Raw genomic sequence first — 12,482 nt, forward strand, 5'->3', positions numbered from 1 at the left:
CTTCCGCTCACTCGCAAATCGTCACATCGAACTCGAACGCCCGGCACCGCAAAATCGGAACTCCGTCGATTATTTCAAATCCGCCGCTTATTCCGTCGTCGTCCGCCCTTCTTCCTGCTCGCCCTCGTAAATCTCCGCACCGTCTTGAACGATTTTCTCGGCGAGCACGGCGCATTTGACCCGCATGGGGCTGATATCGACGCCGAGCATGTCGATAACGTCGTCCCGGTCCATCGCCGCAACCTCGTCCAGACTCATGCCGGGAAGCTTCTGGGAGAGCATACTGGCGCTGGCTTGGCTGATCGCACAGCCGTCGCCGCGGAACGCGACGCGTTCGATGGTTTCGCCGTCGTCTTCGAGGGAGACGTCGAATTCGAGTTCGTCGCCACAGGAGGGGTTGACTCCCTCGTGGCTGAACTGGGCATCTTCGAGTTCCCCGTAGTTTCGCGGGTTCCGATAATGGTCGAGAATCTGCTGCCGGTACATGTCCGAACCCATGCTCATAGTTGAATCTGGGTAGGAGAGATTCACCTAAAAGGATTCCGACGGTTCCGCCCCGGCGGCCGTCGAGAGTCCGTACTCCTCGCCACCCAGGTCGTCGAGGGTCGCGATCGCTCGAAGTTGCGGATGGACCAGCCAGCAGAGGGCGATGCAGAGGAAGCCGAATCCGGTGGTCGTCATGACGATGGTGTTTCCGAGTGTGTCCCCGCCCAGGCCGCCGAGCAGCGATCCGAGGGGCATCGCACCCACGGAGGCGCTCGAAAGCACCGACGAGACGCGGCCCATCAGGTGTTCCGGAACGACGGATTGGATCATCGCCGCGAAGATGACGTTCGTCGCACCAACCGGAATCCACGCCAGGAAAAACAGTCCAAGTGTCGCCGGGAACCACCCGACGGCGACTGCGGCGAGCCACACGATTCCACCGAAGACGAATCCGCCGATGCTCAAGGTGGCGAGTGAAAATCGTTCGAGGGGTGACGCCGCGAGCGACCCGATGAGCATTCCGCCGACGACTGCGGCGAGGAGAAATCCGTACGCATCCGACCCGCCGTGTGCTTTCGCATACGCCGGGAGAACCGCAAGTGTGCTTCCGATAGCCGCGTTGACGACGAGGCTTCCGGCGAGCACCCAGACGAGTATCGATCCGCGAACGTAGTCGATACCGTCACGGAGTTGGGCGAGATAGTCGTTGAGGGCGGACGTGACATTCTCTGGGTCTTCGTTTTCGGCTTCCTCTTTCGTTTCCTCACCATCCGACTGCGATTCCGCGGCCGGTATTTTCACTCCCAGAAAGACGAGCGTCGCCGCGAGGAACGTCACCGAATCGACGAGGTAGAGGGCGATTGCGCCCATCGCCGCGATGACGATGCCGCCGAGCGCGGTGAACGCGAAATCGACCCCTTGGTAGGCGAACGAAAAGGCCGAGTTGGCTTCCACGAGTTCGTCTTTGTCCACGACGCGGGGGAGGGCGGCCTGCTCCGCGGGGTAAACGAACTGGTTGAGCAGCGAGAGGATCGGCATCACGACGAGGACGACCCACACCGTCAGCCATCCCATTGCGTAGGCCACCGGGATGGTGAGGACGAAGATTCCCTGTGCGAGTTGTGTTCCGACGAGAATCCGCCGAATCCGCCAGCGGTCCACCAGCGGTCCGGCGAGAAATTGGAGCGTCTGGGGAAGCATGGTGAGAAAGCCCGCCAGTCCCGTGTAAAACGACGACCCCCCGAGTTGGAACGCGAGCCACATCGCCGCGACGGCGTACGCACTGTCCCCCGCATTCGTGATCAACCGACCGAGGAACAGCCGACTGAAGGTCCGATTTTCGAATAGAGAGCGCATGAAACGAAACTGGAGGGGGAGCGAGATATATGATTCCAGAAATACAGTTCTGTTGCGGAAATATCCGAAACTGAGTTCTGTAAGATGATTGTCACTCCCCGACGTGAACGGCGAGTTCCTCGTCCACGGTCAGCGTGAGTTCGTCGCCGTCGAGTGTGACGATGCATTCGGCAACGAGCGGGTCTTCCGAGACGAGACGTTCGTTATCCCCGCTGAGCCATTCGAGTTCCCAGACGGTCGCTTTGGTGAGGTCGATACCGTGGTCGTAGTGGAACGCGACCACCGCCGGATGTCGGAGGAGATACGTCCCGAGATTGCCGGATGCGCGGTCCCCACAGCGCTCGCAGACGAATTCGATGCCGACCTCTTGGTCGCTGTAGAAATACTCCGACTCGGTGATGAGCGACCCGATAGTCTTCCCGGAACACCGAAGACAGACGCCGTCCGCCATGAGCGAAAAAACGTTGAGGAGCCAGCGCTCGAACGTCCTCTGTAACTCCGACTCGTCGCGTCCCTCGAACGCTCCCGGTGGTAACCCGAACGTCGATCGATCCTCGTCGCACGTTTCACAGCGAATCGTGACACGTTCCTCCTCGTACGTCGCGGTCAGTTCCGTCCCGCAATCCGGGCAGTTGGCGTCGAGTTCGAACCGCTCCGTCTCGGCACGCTGTGTGTAGGTCCCCGAGAGAATCGCGCCGATGACTTGTGACCCCGCAAACGTGAGTTCGTACTTCCCGTCCACCTGCCGGACGAACAGGCCGACGAGTTTGTTCAGATGGTAGTTGAACTGCCCGCTGTCACGGATTTCGACTCGGTCGTGGAGGTCGGAAAACGACAGCGGTTCGTCCGCCTTCCAGAGGGCCTGAATGATTCCGATACGGGTGTCGTTTCCGAGCAGTGAGAACGCTTGCTCCGGGGACACCTCTCGCTCGTCCGCGTCCATGCCCCGTCATCGGTCCGGGCGCGTGAAATACTTTTCAACACTACCCCGTCCAGTCCTCACCCCATCCACGTAACCGATTTCACGACAACTGCGTCACGCCGTCGCCGACGCGAATTTCGCCGGATTCGACGATACTGGCGCGAAGCCCGCCGCGGTGGACGAGCGCCGCGAGCGTTCCCTTTTCGGTCAGCGACTCCAGATGCGAGCAGGGTTCACAGAGTTCGACGCCCTCGCAAATCGCGTCGCCGACGCGGAACCGCTTCCCGACGAGGTGATTCAGCGCGGCGTTGCGCGTCGTCACGTTGCGACGGTGTTCCCCGGGTCCGAGCGCGATTCCGGTCTCCGCCTCGATGGCGTCGAGCGCTTCGGTTTCGATGAGCGTGATGTCGTCGCCGGACGTATCGGGGTCGAAGTGACGGTCGCCGCGGAGTCCCGACCCCGCTACCGCTTCGACCGCATCGACTTCGTCCGTCTCCGCCGCCGACTCGTCCGCGATGTGAATCGCCTCGATTTCGCCGATTCCGTCCATGCACGCTGATTGCGTGCTGACAGTATAAATTCGTGGTAGACGAGGATGCTCCCGCGAGCGCTCGCTACGGCTTCGTCTCCAAGGAGTCGATAGTCTCGTAGACGTACTCCCGGAACCCGCGAGCGGTCCGAGCCGCTTCTTGCCCGGTCTGCTGGCGCTGGAGGAAGAGCGACCGGAAATAGGAGACGGCGTTCACCATCCAGTAGAGTTCCCGCCGTCGGTCGAATCCCGCCGGTAACGAACGAACCGATTCGTAGCCGGTACGAAAGGCCTCGGCCAGCGCGTCGTTCGTCCCGCTCGGTCCCGTAAAAATCGGAAGCGCCGTCCGCCAGTAGTCGTACTCCCCCGGGGCGACGATAGCGTGTTCGAAGTCGATGACACACGTCACCTCGTCACCGTCGGTTCCCACGTGTTCCGGAAGGAAGTTGCCGTGACAGAGGACCGGGTCGCCCGCCCCGTCGAACAGACCCGGATTCTTCCGGACGAATTCGAGCGCGTCGGTTGCCACGTCACCGTAGCCGAACGGTTCGACGAACTCGCGCCGGGACGCGAGAAACTCACAGACGGTCCCGTGCCACGTCTCGTCGGCGTCGAGTGCGAGGTCACCGTCGTCGTTCCGAAGGAACCCCGTCGCCTCGAAGGCCGTTTCGTCGTGGAGCGTCGCCAGTCCGGCACCCATGGCTCGGGCGCGTTCCTCGTCCACGCCCGTCTCCTCCGGCACTTCGTCGTGCCATTCGGCGATGAAATAGTCACTACCCACTCCCAGAATCTCGGGGACCGGAATCGACGTATTCCTTGCGACGTGACGGATGACCTCGGCTTCGACGGCTGGATTACCGTCCGAACTCCGTGCCCGTTTGCAGACCGCTCGCTTTCCATCCACCCGAACCTCGTGCGTGACGTGTGGCGGTATGTCGTGTAGCTTCCGGACGACTTCGTACTGTTCTGCGTGCGATACGAGTCTTTCACGTACATCGCGTACGTCTCGTTCGTCTTCTTGCATGATGTTCGTCGCGTGACGTGCGACGACCGGTCGAGGCGAGCAGTCCGATTCGTGCGCGGGCGCTGTCGCTCCGACCGAAAAATGGACAGCTCAAAAATGAATGTCGGTCAACTTAATACTTTTCCAACTACTGTTCGACCCGTGACCGAACTCACGTTGGCGGACTTTCGGACGGTATTCGGTCTGGTCCTCCTGTTGATGGTTTTCGAGTGGCTGATGACCGGAGATGGTGAACTTCAAACGCTCGCTACTTCGATTGGAGGAACCATCGTGTTTCTCGCCGCCTTCTTCATCGTCGGCCTGCTGTTTCTCTATCTACAACGGCAGGACGCGTGGTGAACGGTGGGCGATCTCGACCGTCGAAAAAGTCGCCTATCCAGAAACCAACCAAACTTCGGAATCAAGCATCCGCGCGAACACAGTGAGCGCGGTTCACCGACGGCGAAACGAAGTGAGCCGTCGGCCTTTTTAGCGTAGATTTTTGCGAGCGGTTCGACGAGATGCGCGAAGCGCATCGAGGAGGACCCGAAGTAAAAAGGTACTACTCGAAGGCGGCGATGCCGGTGAGATCCTGTCCCAGAACCAGCGTGTGAATGTCGTGGGTGCCCTCGTAGGTGTACACCGTTTCCATGTTCGCCATGTGGCGCATCGGCGGGTAGTCGGTGGTGATGCCGTTGCCGCCGAGCATCTCGCGGGCGACGCGGGCCTGGTCGCGGGCCATCCGGACGTTGTTGCGTTTGGCCATCGAGACGTGTTGTGGACGGAGGTCGCCGCGCTCTTTCAACTCGGCGAGGCGGTGAACCAGCAGTTGGCTCGTCGTGATTTGGGTCGCCATCTCGGCCAGTTTGTCCTGCTGGAGTTGGAACCGGGCGATGGGGCCGCCGAACTGGTCGCGTTCGGTCGCGTAGTCGCGGGCCGTTTCGAAGCAGTCGCGGGCCGCGCCGATCGCCCCCCACGCGATGCCGTAGCGGGCCTGCGTGAGACAGGAGAGCGGTCCCTTCATCCCGGTGACGCCGGGGAGGACGGAATCCTCGGGAATCGTGACGTTCTGGAGGCTGATTTCGCCCGTGATGGACGCACGGAGCGAGAGTTTGTCGCCGATCTTGTTCGTCGTCACGCCGTCGCGGTCGGTCTCCACGAGGAAGCCGCGAACTGGCGAGTCCTCGGCCGAGCGGTCACGCGCCCAGACGACCGCCACGTCCGAAATCGGGGAGTTGGTGATCCACGTCTTCGAGCCGTTGAGGACGTACTCGTCGCCCTCCTTTTCGGCGTAGGTTTCCATTCTCGACGGGTTCGACCCGTGTTCGGGTTCCGTCAGGCCGAAACAACCGACCGCTTTCCCCTCGCCGAGGTCGGGGAGCCAACGGTCCTTCTGGGCCTCGGACCCATAGGCGTGGATGGGGTACATCACGAGCGCGCCCTGCACGCTCGCCATCGAGCGCAGGCCGGAGTCACAGGCTTCGAGTTCCTGCATCAGTAGGCCGTAGGCCGTCTCGCTCAGGTTCGGCAGGCCGTAGCCGTCGAGGTTCGGCGCGTAGAAGCCGAGTTCGCCCATCTCGGGGATGATCTCCTCCGGAAACGTTCCCGCCTCGAAGTGATCGCCGATGTCCGGTTTGACGTGCTCCTCCACGAACTCGCGGGCGGTGTCCCGAACCATCCGTTCTTCCTGTCCGAGGTCGGCCTCCAATTCCACGTAATCGAGCATGCAAAACTCTCCGGAGGGGAGGCTAAAAAGCCCTCCTACTCCGGGGAAGCACGACGGAAATAAACGGTGCCGAGGCTGTTGACCGACGTTCGACCGTACGCGTTGCTATGAACGGAATACGTCATCCGCAAAATGGCATTATTCCGGCGTCGGCACCGCGTCATCCCGTGCGACGGCGATGTCGAGGTAGGCGTCGGCTTGGTCGGCGTGAATCCCTTTGTCGATGAGACCGCGTTCCTCGTCGTACTGGACGAGCCCAGCCATCGCCAGTTTCGGCAGTTGGGTGTGCTGGAGTGACATGAGGACGTTGCGACGGTGTTCGTCGGAGACGAGGTCGATGGATTTGTCCATCTCCCATGCAGCGACGGTGTCTACGATGGTGTCGAGGGTGACCGGCGCGTCCTCCGACCGCAGATTGTGAAGGATGTAGCGACTTCGACGGGACGCGAGGGCGTCGAAGAGGGCGTCCTGTGAAAGCGGTGGGACGTCCGTACTCGGCCCCGCTGGCGAGGCGGTGGCGCGTGAAGAACCACCGTCATCGTTTGTCGTCTGGTCTGCCATATGGACTAACACACGGCGGACGAGGGTTACTCTGGTGGTTCAGTATTCAGGCTATTTATCTCCCTATCGATAATGAAGCTCAGTCGGCGGCGGGTTCCTGCACGTCACGAACGTACTCCGTGAAGTTCTCGAAGACGAGCTTCGTCTCGCAGGCTGCCGTGAAGTTCTCCTCGTTGATCCCGTCCAAGACCTTCTGAAGGCGTTCCTCCGCGAGGTCCTTGCCCCGCGTGACCTCCTCGGCGGTGTCGGTATCGTACTCGGGATGGAACTGGAGTCCGAACACGTCCCCCTTTCGGAAGCCGTGGTTCGAGTATTCGTTTTCCGCGATGGACGTCGCACCTGGCGGGAGTTCCGCGACTTCGTCCGAGTGGGTCGTGAACGCGGTAAACTCGCGGTCGATTCCCTCGAACAGCACCGATTCGCCGGTGTGCTCGACGATTCGGTAGCCGATTTCGTACTCGCCCATATCACGAACGTCGCCGCCGAGAACGTCGGCCAGCAGTTGATGGCCGTAGCAGATGCCGAGCATCGGCATTCCGGTCTCGATGGCGTCGTCCACCCACGATTTCAGGGGTGAAATCCAATCTTCGTCCCAGTACACCGACGCGCGCGACCCGGAGATGACGGCCGCGTCGAAGTCGAAACTGTCGGGAAGGTGGCGTTCGGTCGCGTCGAACTCGACGAGGTCCGCGTCGAGTTCGCGACGGAAGTTTCGCCGCGTGTTCGTATCGCCGTGTGCGGCGTTCAAAAATGCGATTCGGAGCCGACTCATTCGCCTACAGATAGCAACTCGATCCCTCAAATGCGTTTCGTTAGCGGGGATTTCGCCGCTGTCTACCCGCCCTCGGAGTTCCACGTCCCAAACCGTCGGCGTAGCTCACCCCGGTCGAGTTCGCCGCTCGAATGCCGAGGAAGCGACGGGACCGATTCGATGGATCGTGGCACTTCGTGCGCCGCGAGTCGTTCCTCCGCGAACTCCCTGAGTTCACCCGGCGAAACGTCCCCGACGACGAGTGCCTTCGGTGCTATCCCTCCAGTCTCCGCGACGGTTTCGACGATGCCCGCCGCGCGAACGTCCGGATGTGATTCGAGCACCGTCTCGACTGCCCAGGGATGGATCGGTTCCGCTCCACTTTCGATGGCTTCGTCGTCCGCGACGAGGACGTAGCCGTTCGACTCGTTCGAACCCTCCGAGTCCTTCGGTCCACGTCGAAACACGTCGCCCGTCGGCACCCACTCGCCGAACGCCTCGCCGTCGAGGGACCCGCTGGCCGTCGCCGGACCGCTGACGAACAGTTCACCGATCTCCTCGTCCGTTTTCGCCCCGTCTCCGATTCGAACCGCATAGCTCGGAAACGGATAGAGCGTCCCTTTCGATCCCGACGACTCGCGGAGGACGTTCGGGCCCGTCTCCGGGTGGCCGTAGACGCGGAGCAGTGGAACCGGGAACGCTTCGCGCACGTCCGGCGGCACGTGGCCGCGGGTCGCCGCCCAGTCGAGCGACGAGCGGTTCGTCAGCGACCCTTCGTCGACCAGTTCGCGGAACTCGGTCGGGCCGCCCTCCATACAGGTCACGCCGTGGCTCTCGATCGCGAACAACGCGTCCGCCGGGTCGAACGCACGTCGGAGCACGACTCGGCCGCCGACCGTGAGGAGCGGGAGTGCGAAGCCGAGCAAACAATCCGGGAGCGACAGCGGGCGTACGGTGAGTGTACAGTCGTTTCTGCCGAGTCCCCAGCCAGCGGTGGCCGCGCGACAGTTCCATTCCACCGCCCGGTTCGACAGACTGACGACTCGTGTTCCATCCTCGGTGTGAACCAGCAGGGCGGTGTCCAACTCGTCTTTTCGGCTTCCATCCCACTCGACCGATTGGACGTCACTCGGCGTCACGCGGTCGAACTCCTCGAACGAACGGGCGTCGAACTGCCGAACGAGATCGCGCTGTGCCGACTCGAACAGCACGAGGTCGGGATCGATTTGCGCCATCGGTTCCGAGACGGTAGCCGGTGTCAAGTGATGTGAAACGGGTGCGAACACGCCGCCGACGCGATGGACGGCGAACAGGAAAACCAGGACTTCGACGCGATTTCTGGAGACGAGAGCTACCCTATCCCCGTGTCCGACTTCGAGCGCAGTGAGTCGGCCCGCTGCCGTCTCGACGCGCGCTGCCAGTTCGGCATAGGAAACCCGCTCGTCCCCGTCCACGATCGCCGTCCGATCTCCCCAGCGATCGGCGTGTCGCTTCGATGCGAGCGACATACCCCCTCTGCGACGCGAGAGGGGTTAGCAGTTCGGGGTCGAAGCGATGTTTCTCGAACCTATCATGTATGTGTCAGAACCATATAAAATAGGTTAATAAGCAAGTCCTACAATGTCATTCACGGACAAAATGACACAGGATAGTGAAACCGATACGGAGGACGTCCTCGTCGAGTGTGATGAGTGCGGAAAGCAGGTACTCTCGGTTTATATCGAAGACGGGACGTGCGACGAGTGTCGGATCGAATAGTTTGGGATCGGTAGCAACGGGTTCGGTTCGACGCGTACCGGTTAGTCGAACGTCTCGTCAGCGTGTCGGGCGAGGAAGTCGAGCAGTGCGTCGTTGACCGCCTTCAAGTGCTCGACATGAACGAGGTGTGGCGCGTCCTCGAACGTCACCAACTCGCCGCGTGGCAGTCCATCGGCCAGTTTCTTTCCGGCCTCCACGGGGATCACTCGGTCGTCGGTGCCGTGACAAACGAGTGCTGGCGTCGTGATTTCGTACAGTTCGTCGCTCACGTCGAACGCCTCCAGCGCCGCGAACTGGGAACGCTGAGCGGGGAGGGAGGCGTCGTCCGCGAGCCGCCACTCCATCACGTCCTCCAGTCCGGCCGCGAACGCTTCCTCGCTCACGGCCGGTCGGAGCGACTCGTGAAGCGCGTCGGGCGTCTTTTCGGCCAGCAGGCTGTCCCGAACGTCCGGCGTGAGGGAGGACCCGTCCGCCGCCGTGCCGATGAGCGTCAGCGTCTTCGCGCGCGAGAACTCCTTCGCGTAGTGGAGCGCGACCATCCCACCCAGTCCGGCACCGACGAGGTGGGCTTTTCTGACGCCGTGGTCGGCCAGCACCGCATCCAAATCACCCGCCATCTCCGCGACCGAATACGGGCCGTCGGGCGCGTCGGACTTTCCCGTCCCGCGGTGGTCCCACACCAGCGACTCGAACGGCCCGGTGACGGCGGCGTGTTGCCACCCCCACTGCCATGCGCCGTAGGCCGCATCACCCACGAACGCCACCGTATCGTGTTTCGAAGACCCGTCCGTCTCGTAGTAGATCGAAGTTCCATCGTGTTCCGCGAAAGGCATCTCTGTCGAGTGTAGGTGGTTCGTGCGTTTCAAATCGTCCGTTTCGAACGCGACGAGAGATAGGTGTTGGTTATCCCTATAATCGACTCTCCTTTACTGTTTTCTACGGACATGTGCTGGATGTCTGGTGGTATCGTGTCCGACTTCGACAGCAACCAAGTTGCTAGGAAGCAGACCCCGAAAGCACCCTCTTGGTCACGCTCGCAGTGCTCGCGTGACGTCGTCAGAGCAACGCTCCGACTGAACTCGCTACGAATCGGTGCGGTTGGGTAGCTGGGATTTCAGTAACCGAGCCTCACCATACCGCAACGCACCACGAACCTCCCCAGCCGATTCCTCGCTGACGCTCGTCATCCCTCGCGCCACTCGGCCGGACGAACTGGCCGAGACGGACCAAATCGGAGCCAAAATCCCTTCTCCATCCTACTCGCCGCCGAAAAAACCAGATGCTTTACCGTTTCCCAAAAAACTTCCATCCCTCATGCAGGCGATCAAGGATAGCGTTCACGACTACGTGGAACTCCCGGCGGTCGCGGCGGCGTTGCTGGACACGGCACCCGTCCAGCGACTGCGACACATCAAGCAGTTGAGTACGGTTCGGTTGGTGTATCCGTCGGCGAACCACACGCGGTTCGAACACAGCATCGGCGTCACCCACCTCGCGGGACAGGCTGTGGACCGCCTCGGAATCGACGACCGCCGAGCGACGGCGGTGCAAGCCGCGGCCTTGCTTCACGACGTGGGGCACGGCCCCTACGGCCACCAGACCGAGGGCATCATCGAGCGGCGACTGGACAGACATCACGACGAAGTCGGGGACCTGCTCGATCACGGGGAACTGGCCGCGGTGCTCGAACGCTACGACCTGAATCCGAAGGAAATCGCCGCGCTCGTCGCTGGCGAGGGAGAACTCGGTCAACTCGTGGCGGGCGAACTCGACGTTGATCGAATGGACTACCTCGTGCGTGACGCTCACCACACCGGCGTTCCCTACGGCACCGTGGATTACGGTCGCCTGCTCAGCGCACTCCGGTTCGCGGACGGCAATCTCGTGCTGGCGGACGGAAACGTCCAGACCGCGGAAAGCCTCCTCGTCGCCCGCGCGTTGATGAACGCCACCGTCTACCGCCACCACGTCTCCCGAATCGCTGGTGCGATGCTGGAACGGACGAGCGAGCGACTGCTGGATTCGACGGAGATATCGTCCGAGAGATTCCAGCGATTCACCGACGCCGAACTGCTCGCGGCGCTCCGAAACTGCGAGGAGACGGCGGCAATCGCGAACCGAATCGCCGAACGAAACCTGTTCAAACGCGCGGTGTGGGCCGAATGGGGGGCGGTCCCGGACGACGTCGTGACGGCGAGCCACGAGTCGGTTCGGAAGTTCGAGCGCGACATCGCCGCGAAGGCCGGGGTCGAACCCGAACACGTCCTGCTCGACACGCTCGGCGAACCGAGCATGCCCGAATCGTCGAGTCGAGTGGTCGTCAACGGCGAAATCAGGCGGCTGGCCGACCAGTCCCCATTGGTGCAGGGATTGCAGGAGTCACAGCGAACGCAGTGGCGGTTGGGCGTGTACGCGCCGGAAGCGGCGACGGACGACGTGGAACGCGCGGCGAAATCGGTTCTCGGATTGGATTCTTGACTCGTCGTTCCCGGCCGGATTTCGGTCAGAGCCCGATTTCGGCAATTTTGTGGCGTCGCTGAATGGTTCTCGTCGGACGAGGGAGTTACGCACTATTCGGAAAATAAATCGTATTTTGCGATATGAAATCTGGGATGCCGAGTTCGGGTCGGTCGGTGGACACGGCGTTGTCCGGCGTGGCCGGTGCTGAATCAGCGGCAGAATATATAGACGATAAACGCCGTTCTGTCCGTATGGCTCGCGTTCGACTGAACGTAGAACTCGTTCCCGGTCCCCTGCGGGAACTGTCTACCCAATTCGGAGACGAGGAGCTCTGGATACTTTCCGGCCATCACTCCGAGGAAACGTCGTCGTTACTGGTCGGTGTCGAGTTATCCCGCGTCGAACCCTTCTTCCAGTTCGTTGCGAACGAAATATCCGCGTTCGACATTTTGAGCGTGCACGAACGGTCGATCCTGCTGAAAATCGACGTTCCGACACCGGAGTTTTATCGACTCGTCATCTCTTCCGGCAACCTCGTACAGTACCCGCTCGTGCTTCGTGATGGGTGGATACTCTGTGAGTTGCTCACCTCACATTCTCTTCTGTCCTCGCTCGGTGATGTGCTGGACGACGCAGCGATTCGGTACGAACTCGAATCGATAGTGCAGTCAGAGGACTCCGAAGACTTACTCACCAAGCAACAGCAACGGTTCGTTCTCGAAGCGATAGAGCGAGGGTATTACGATCATCCACGCACGTATTCGTTGACCGAACTCGCGACGGACCTCGACGTGAGCAAATCCACCGCGAGCGTGGTTCTCCATCGAGCAGAAGGGAAGATCATACGACACTTCTTCGGCCGGTACAGTTCGCAGCAAACGTCGTGAAACCAGCAGTTCTCGTATAGTCGAACATGTTCGGAGAGGAAGA

The 12,482-nt window shown here is 61.4% G+C and carries 13 protein-coding genes; 3 read left to right on the top strand and 10 right to left on the bottom strand.

All coding sequences use genetic code 11. The features are described 5' to 3' along the window. Window positions 1-87 precede the first annotated feature (87 nt). The 5 genes from NKF26_RS01575 to NKF26_RS01595 form a co-directional block, all read right to left on the bottom strand. A complete protein-coding gene (locus NKF26_RS01575; protein ID WP_253224986.1) occupies window positions 88-504 on the bottom strand; it encodes an iron-sulfur cluster assembly scaffold protein in 417 nt (138 codons plus the stop codon). Between the two features lie 27 nt (window positions 505-531). Then, on the bottom strand, window positions 532-1,842 hold the full coding sequence (locus tag NKF26_RS01580; RefSeq protein WP_253233932.1) for an MFS transporter: 1,311 nt from the start codon (window positions 1,840-1,842) through the stop codon (window positions 532-534). A gap of 91 nt (window positions 1,843-1,933) precedes the next feature. Beyond that, a complete protein-coding gene (locus NKF26_RS01585) occupies window positions 1,934-2,785 on the bottom strand; it encodes a helix-turn-helix transcriptional regulator (RefSeq protein ID WP_253224988.1) in 852 nt (283 codons plus the stop codon). Window positions 2,786-2,864: 79 nt separating this feature from the next. Further along, window positions 2,865-3,314 carry an MOSC domain-containing protein gene (locus NKF26_RS01590; protein WP_253224989.1) on the bottom strand — a complete coding sequence of 150 codons (450 nt, stop codon included), beginning with the start codon at window positions 3,312-3,314 and terminating at the stop codon, window positions 2,865-2,867. A 64-nt stretch (window positions 3,315-3,378) separates the two neighbouring features. Then, window positions 3,379-4,317, bottom strand: a complete 939-nt coding sequence (locus tag NKF26_RS01595; RefSeq protein ID WP_253224990.1) for an aminoglycoside phosphotransferase family protein — start codon at window positions 4,315-4,317, stop codon at window positions 3,379-3,381. Window positions 4,318-4,458: 141 nt separating this feature from the next. On the opposite strand from NKF26_RS01595, the gene NKF26_RS01600 reads away from it, so the two are divergent. Beyond that, window positions 4,459-4,656, top strand: a complete 198-nt coding sequence (locus tag NKF26_RS01600; protein ID WP_253224991.1) for a hypothetical protein — start codon at window positions 4,459-4,461, stop codon at window positions 4,654-4,656. A 202-nt stretch (window positions 4,657-4,858) separates the two neighbouring features. Here NKF26_RS01600 and NKF26_RS01605 read toward each other — a convergent pair whose 3' ends face one another. From NKF26_RS01605 to NKF26_RS01625, 5 genes are all read right to left on the bottom strand, one after another. Beyond that, entirely contained in the window at window positions 4,859-6,022 is a 1,164-nt protein-coding gene (locus NKF26_RS01605) for an acyl-CoA dehydrogenase family protein (RefSeq protein WP_253224992.1), read from the bottom strand. A gap of 138 nt (window positions 6,023-6,160) precedes the next feature. After that, window positions 6,161-6,583, bottom strand: coding sequence for a hypothetical protein (locus tag NKF26_RS01610; protein ID WP_253224993.1), 423 nt, complete (start codon window positions 6,581-6,583; stop codon window positions 6,161-6,163). Window positions 6,584-6,662: 79 nt separating this feature from the next. After that, entirely contained in the window at window positions 6,663-7,355 is a 693-nt protein-coding gene (locus NKF26_RS01615) for a type 1 glutamine amidotransferase (RefSeq protein WP_253224994.1), read from the bottom strand. Between the two features lie 62 nt (window positions 7,356-7,417). After that, window positions 7,418-8,842, bottom strand: coding sequence for a class I adenylate-forming enzyme family protein (locus NKF26_RS01620; RefSeq protein WP_253224995.1), 1,425 nt, complete (start codon window positions 8,840-8,842; stop codon window positions 7,418-7,420). A gap of 291 nt (window positions 8,843-9,133) precedes the next feature. Continuing rightward, on the bottom strand, window positions 9,134-9,925 hold the full coding sequence (locus NKF26_RS01625) for an alpha/beta fold hydrolase (protein ID WP_253224996.1): 792 nt from the start codon (window positions 9,923-9,925) through the stop codon (window positions 9,134-9,136). 481 nt (window positions 9,926-10,406) lie between these two features. Between NKF26_RS01625 and NKF26_RS01630 the strand changes: the two genes are divergently transcribed. Both NKF26_RS01630 and NKF26_RS01635 read left to right on the top strand, forming a co-directional pair. Further along, window positions 10,407-11,570 (top strand): HD domain-containing protein, encoded by a 1,164-nt coding sequence (locus NKF26_RS01630; protein ID WP_253224997.1) that lies wholly within the window; start codon window positions 10,407-10,409, stop codon window positions 11,568-11,570. Between the two features lie 233 nt (window positions 11,571-11,803). Beyond that, a complete protein-coding gene (locus tag NKF26_RS01635; RefSeq protein ID WP_253224998.1) occupies window positions 11,804-12,439 on the top strand; it encodes a helix-turn-helix domain-containing protein in 636 nt (211 codons plus the stop codon). Window positions 12,440-12,482: the final 43 nt, after the last annotated feature.

It is taken from the genome of Haladaptatus sp. AB618 (assembly GCF_024136965.1).
Lineage (GTDB): Archaea > Halobacteriota > Halobacteria > Halobacteriales > Haladaptataceae > Haladaptatus.

Bases quoted from the DNA above. Each gene is read 5' to 3' on its own strand.
- NKF26_RS01635 (WP_253224998.1), top strand. From the start codon at position 11,804: ATGGCTCGCGTTCGACTGAACGTAGAACTCGTTCCCGGTCCCCTGCGG.
- NKF26_RS01625 (WP_253224996.1), bottom strand. From the start codon at position 9,925: ATGCCTTTCGCGGAACACGATGGAACTTCGATCTACTACGAGACGGAC.
- NKF26_RS01610 (WP_253224993.1), bottom strand. From the start codon at position 6,583: ATGGCAGACCAGACGACAAACGATGACGGTGGTTCTTCACGCGCCACC.
- NKF26_RS01615 (WP_253224994.1), bottom strand. From the start codon at position 7,355: ATGAGTCGGCTCCGAATCGCATTTTTGAACGCCGCACACGGCGATACG.
- NKF26_RS01595 (WP_253224990.1), bottom strand. From the start codon at position 4,317: ATGCAAGAAGACGAACGAGACGTACGCGATGTACGTGAAAGACTCGTA.
- NKF26_RS01580 (WP_253233932.1), bottom strand. From the start codon at position 1,842: ATGCGCTCTCTATTCGAAAATCGGACCTTCAGTCGGCTGTTCCTCGGT.
- NKF26_RS01630 (WP_253224997.1), top strand. From the start codon at position 10,407: ATGCAGGCGATCAAGGATAGCGTTCACGACTACGTGGAACTCCCGGCG.
- NKF26_RS01585 (WP_253224988.1), bottom strand. From the start codon at position 2,785: ATGGACGCGGACGAGCGAGAGGTGTCCCCGGAGCAAGCGTTCTCACTG.
- NKF26_RS01590 (WP_253224989.1), bottom strand. From the start codon at position 3,314: ATGGACGGAATCGGCGAAATCGAGGCGATTCACATCGCGGACGAGTCG.
- NKF26_RS01620 (WP_253224995.1), bottom strand. From the start codon at position 8,842: ATGTCGCTCGCATCGAAGCGACACGCCGATCGCTGGGGAGATCGGACG.
- NKF26_RS01605 (WP_253224992.1), bottom strand. From the start codon at position 6,022: ATGCTCGATTACGTGGAATTGGAGGCCGACCTCGGACAGGAAGAACGG.
- NKF26_RS01575 (WP_253224986.1), bottom strand. From the start codon at position 504: ATGAGCATGGGTTCGGACATGTACCGGCAGCAGATTCTCGACCATTAT.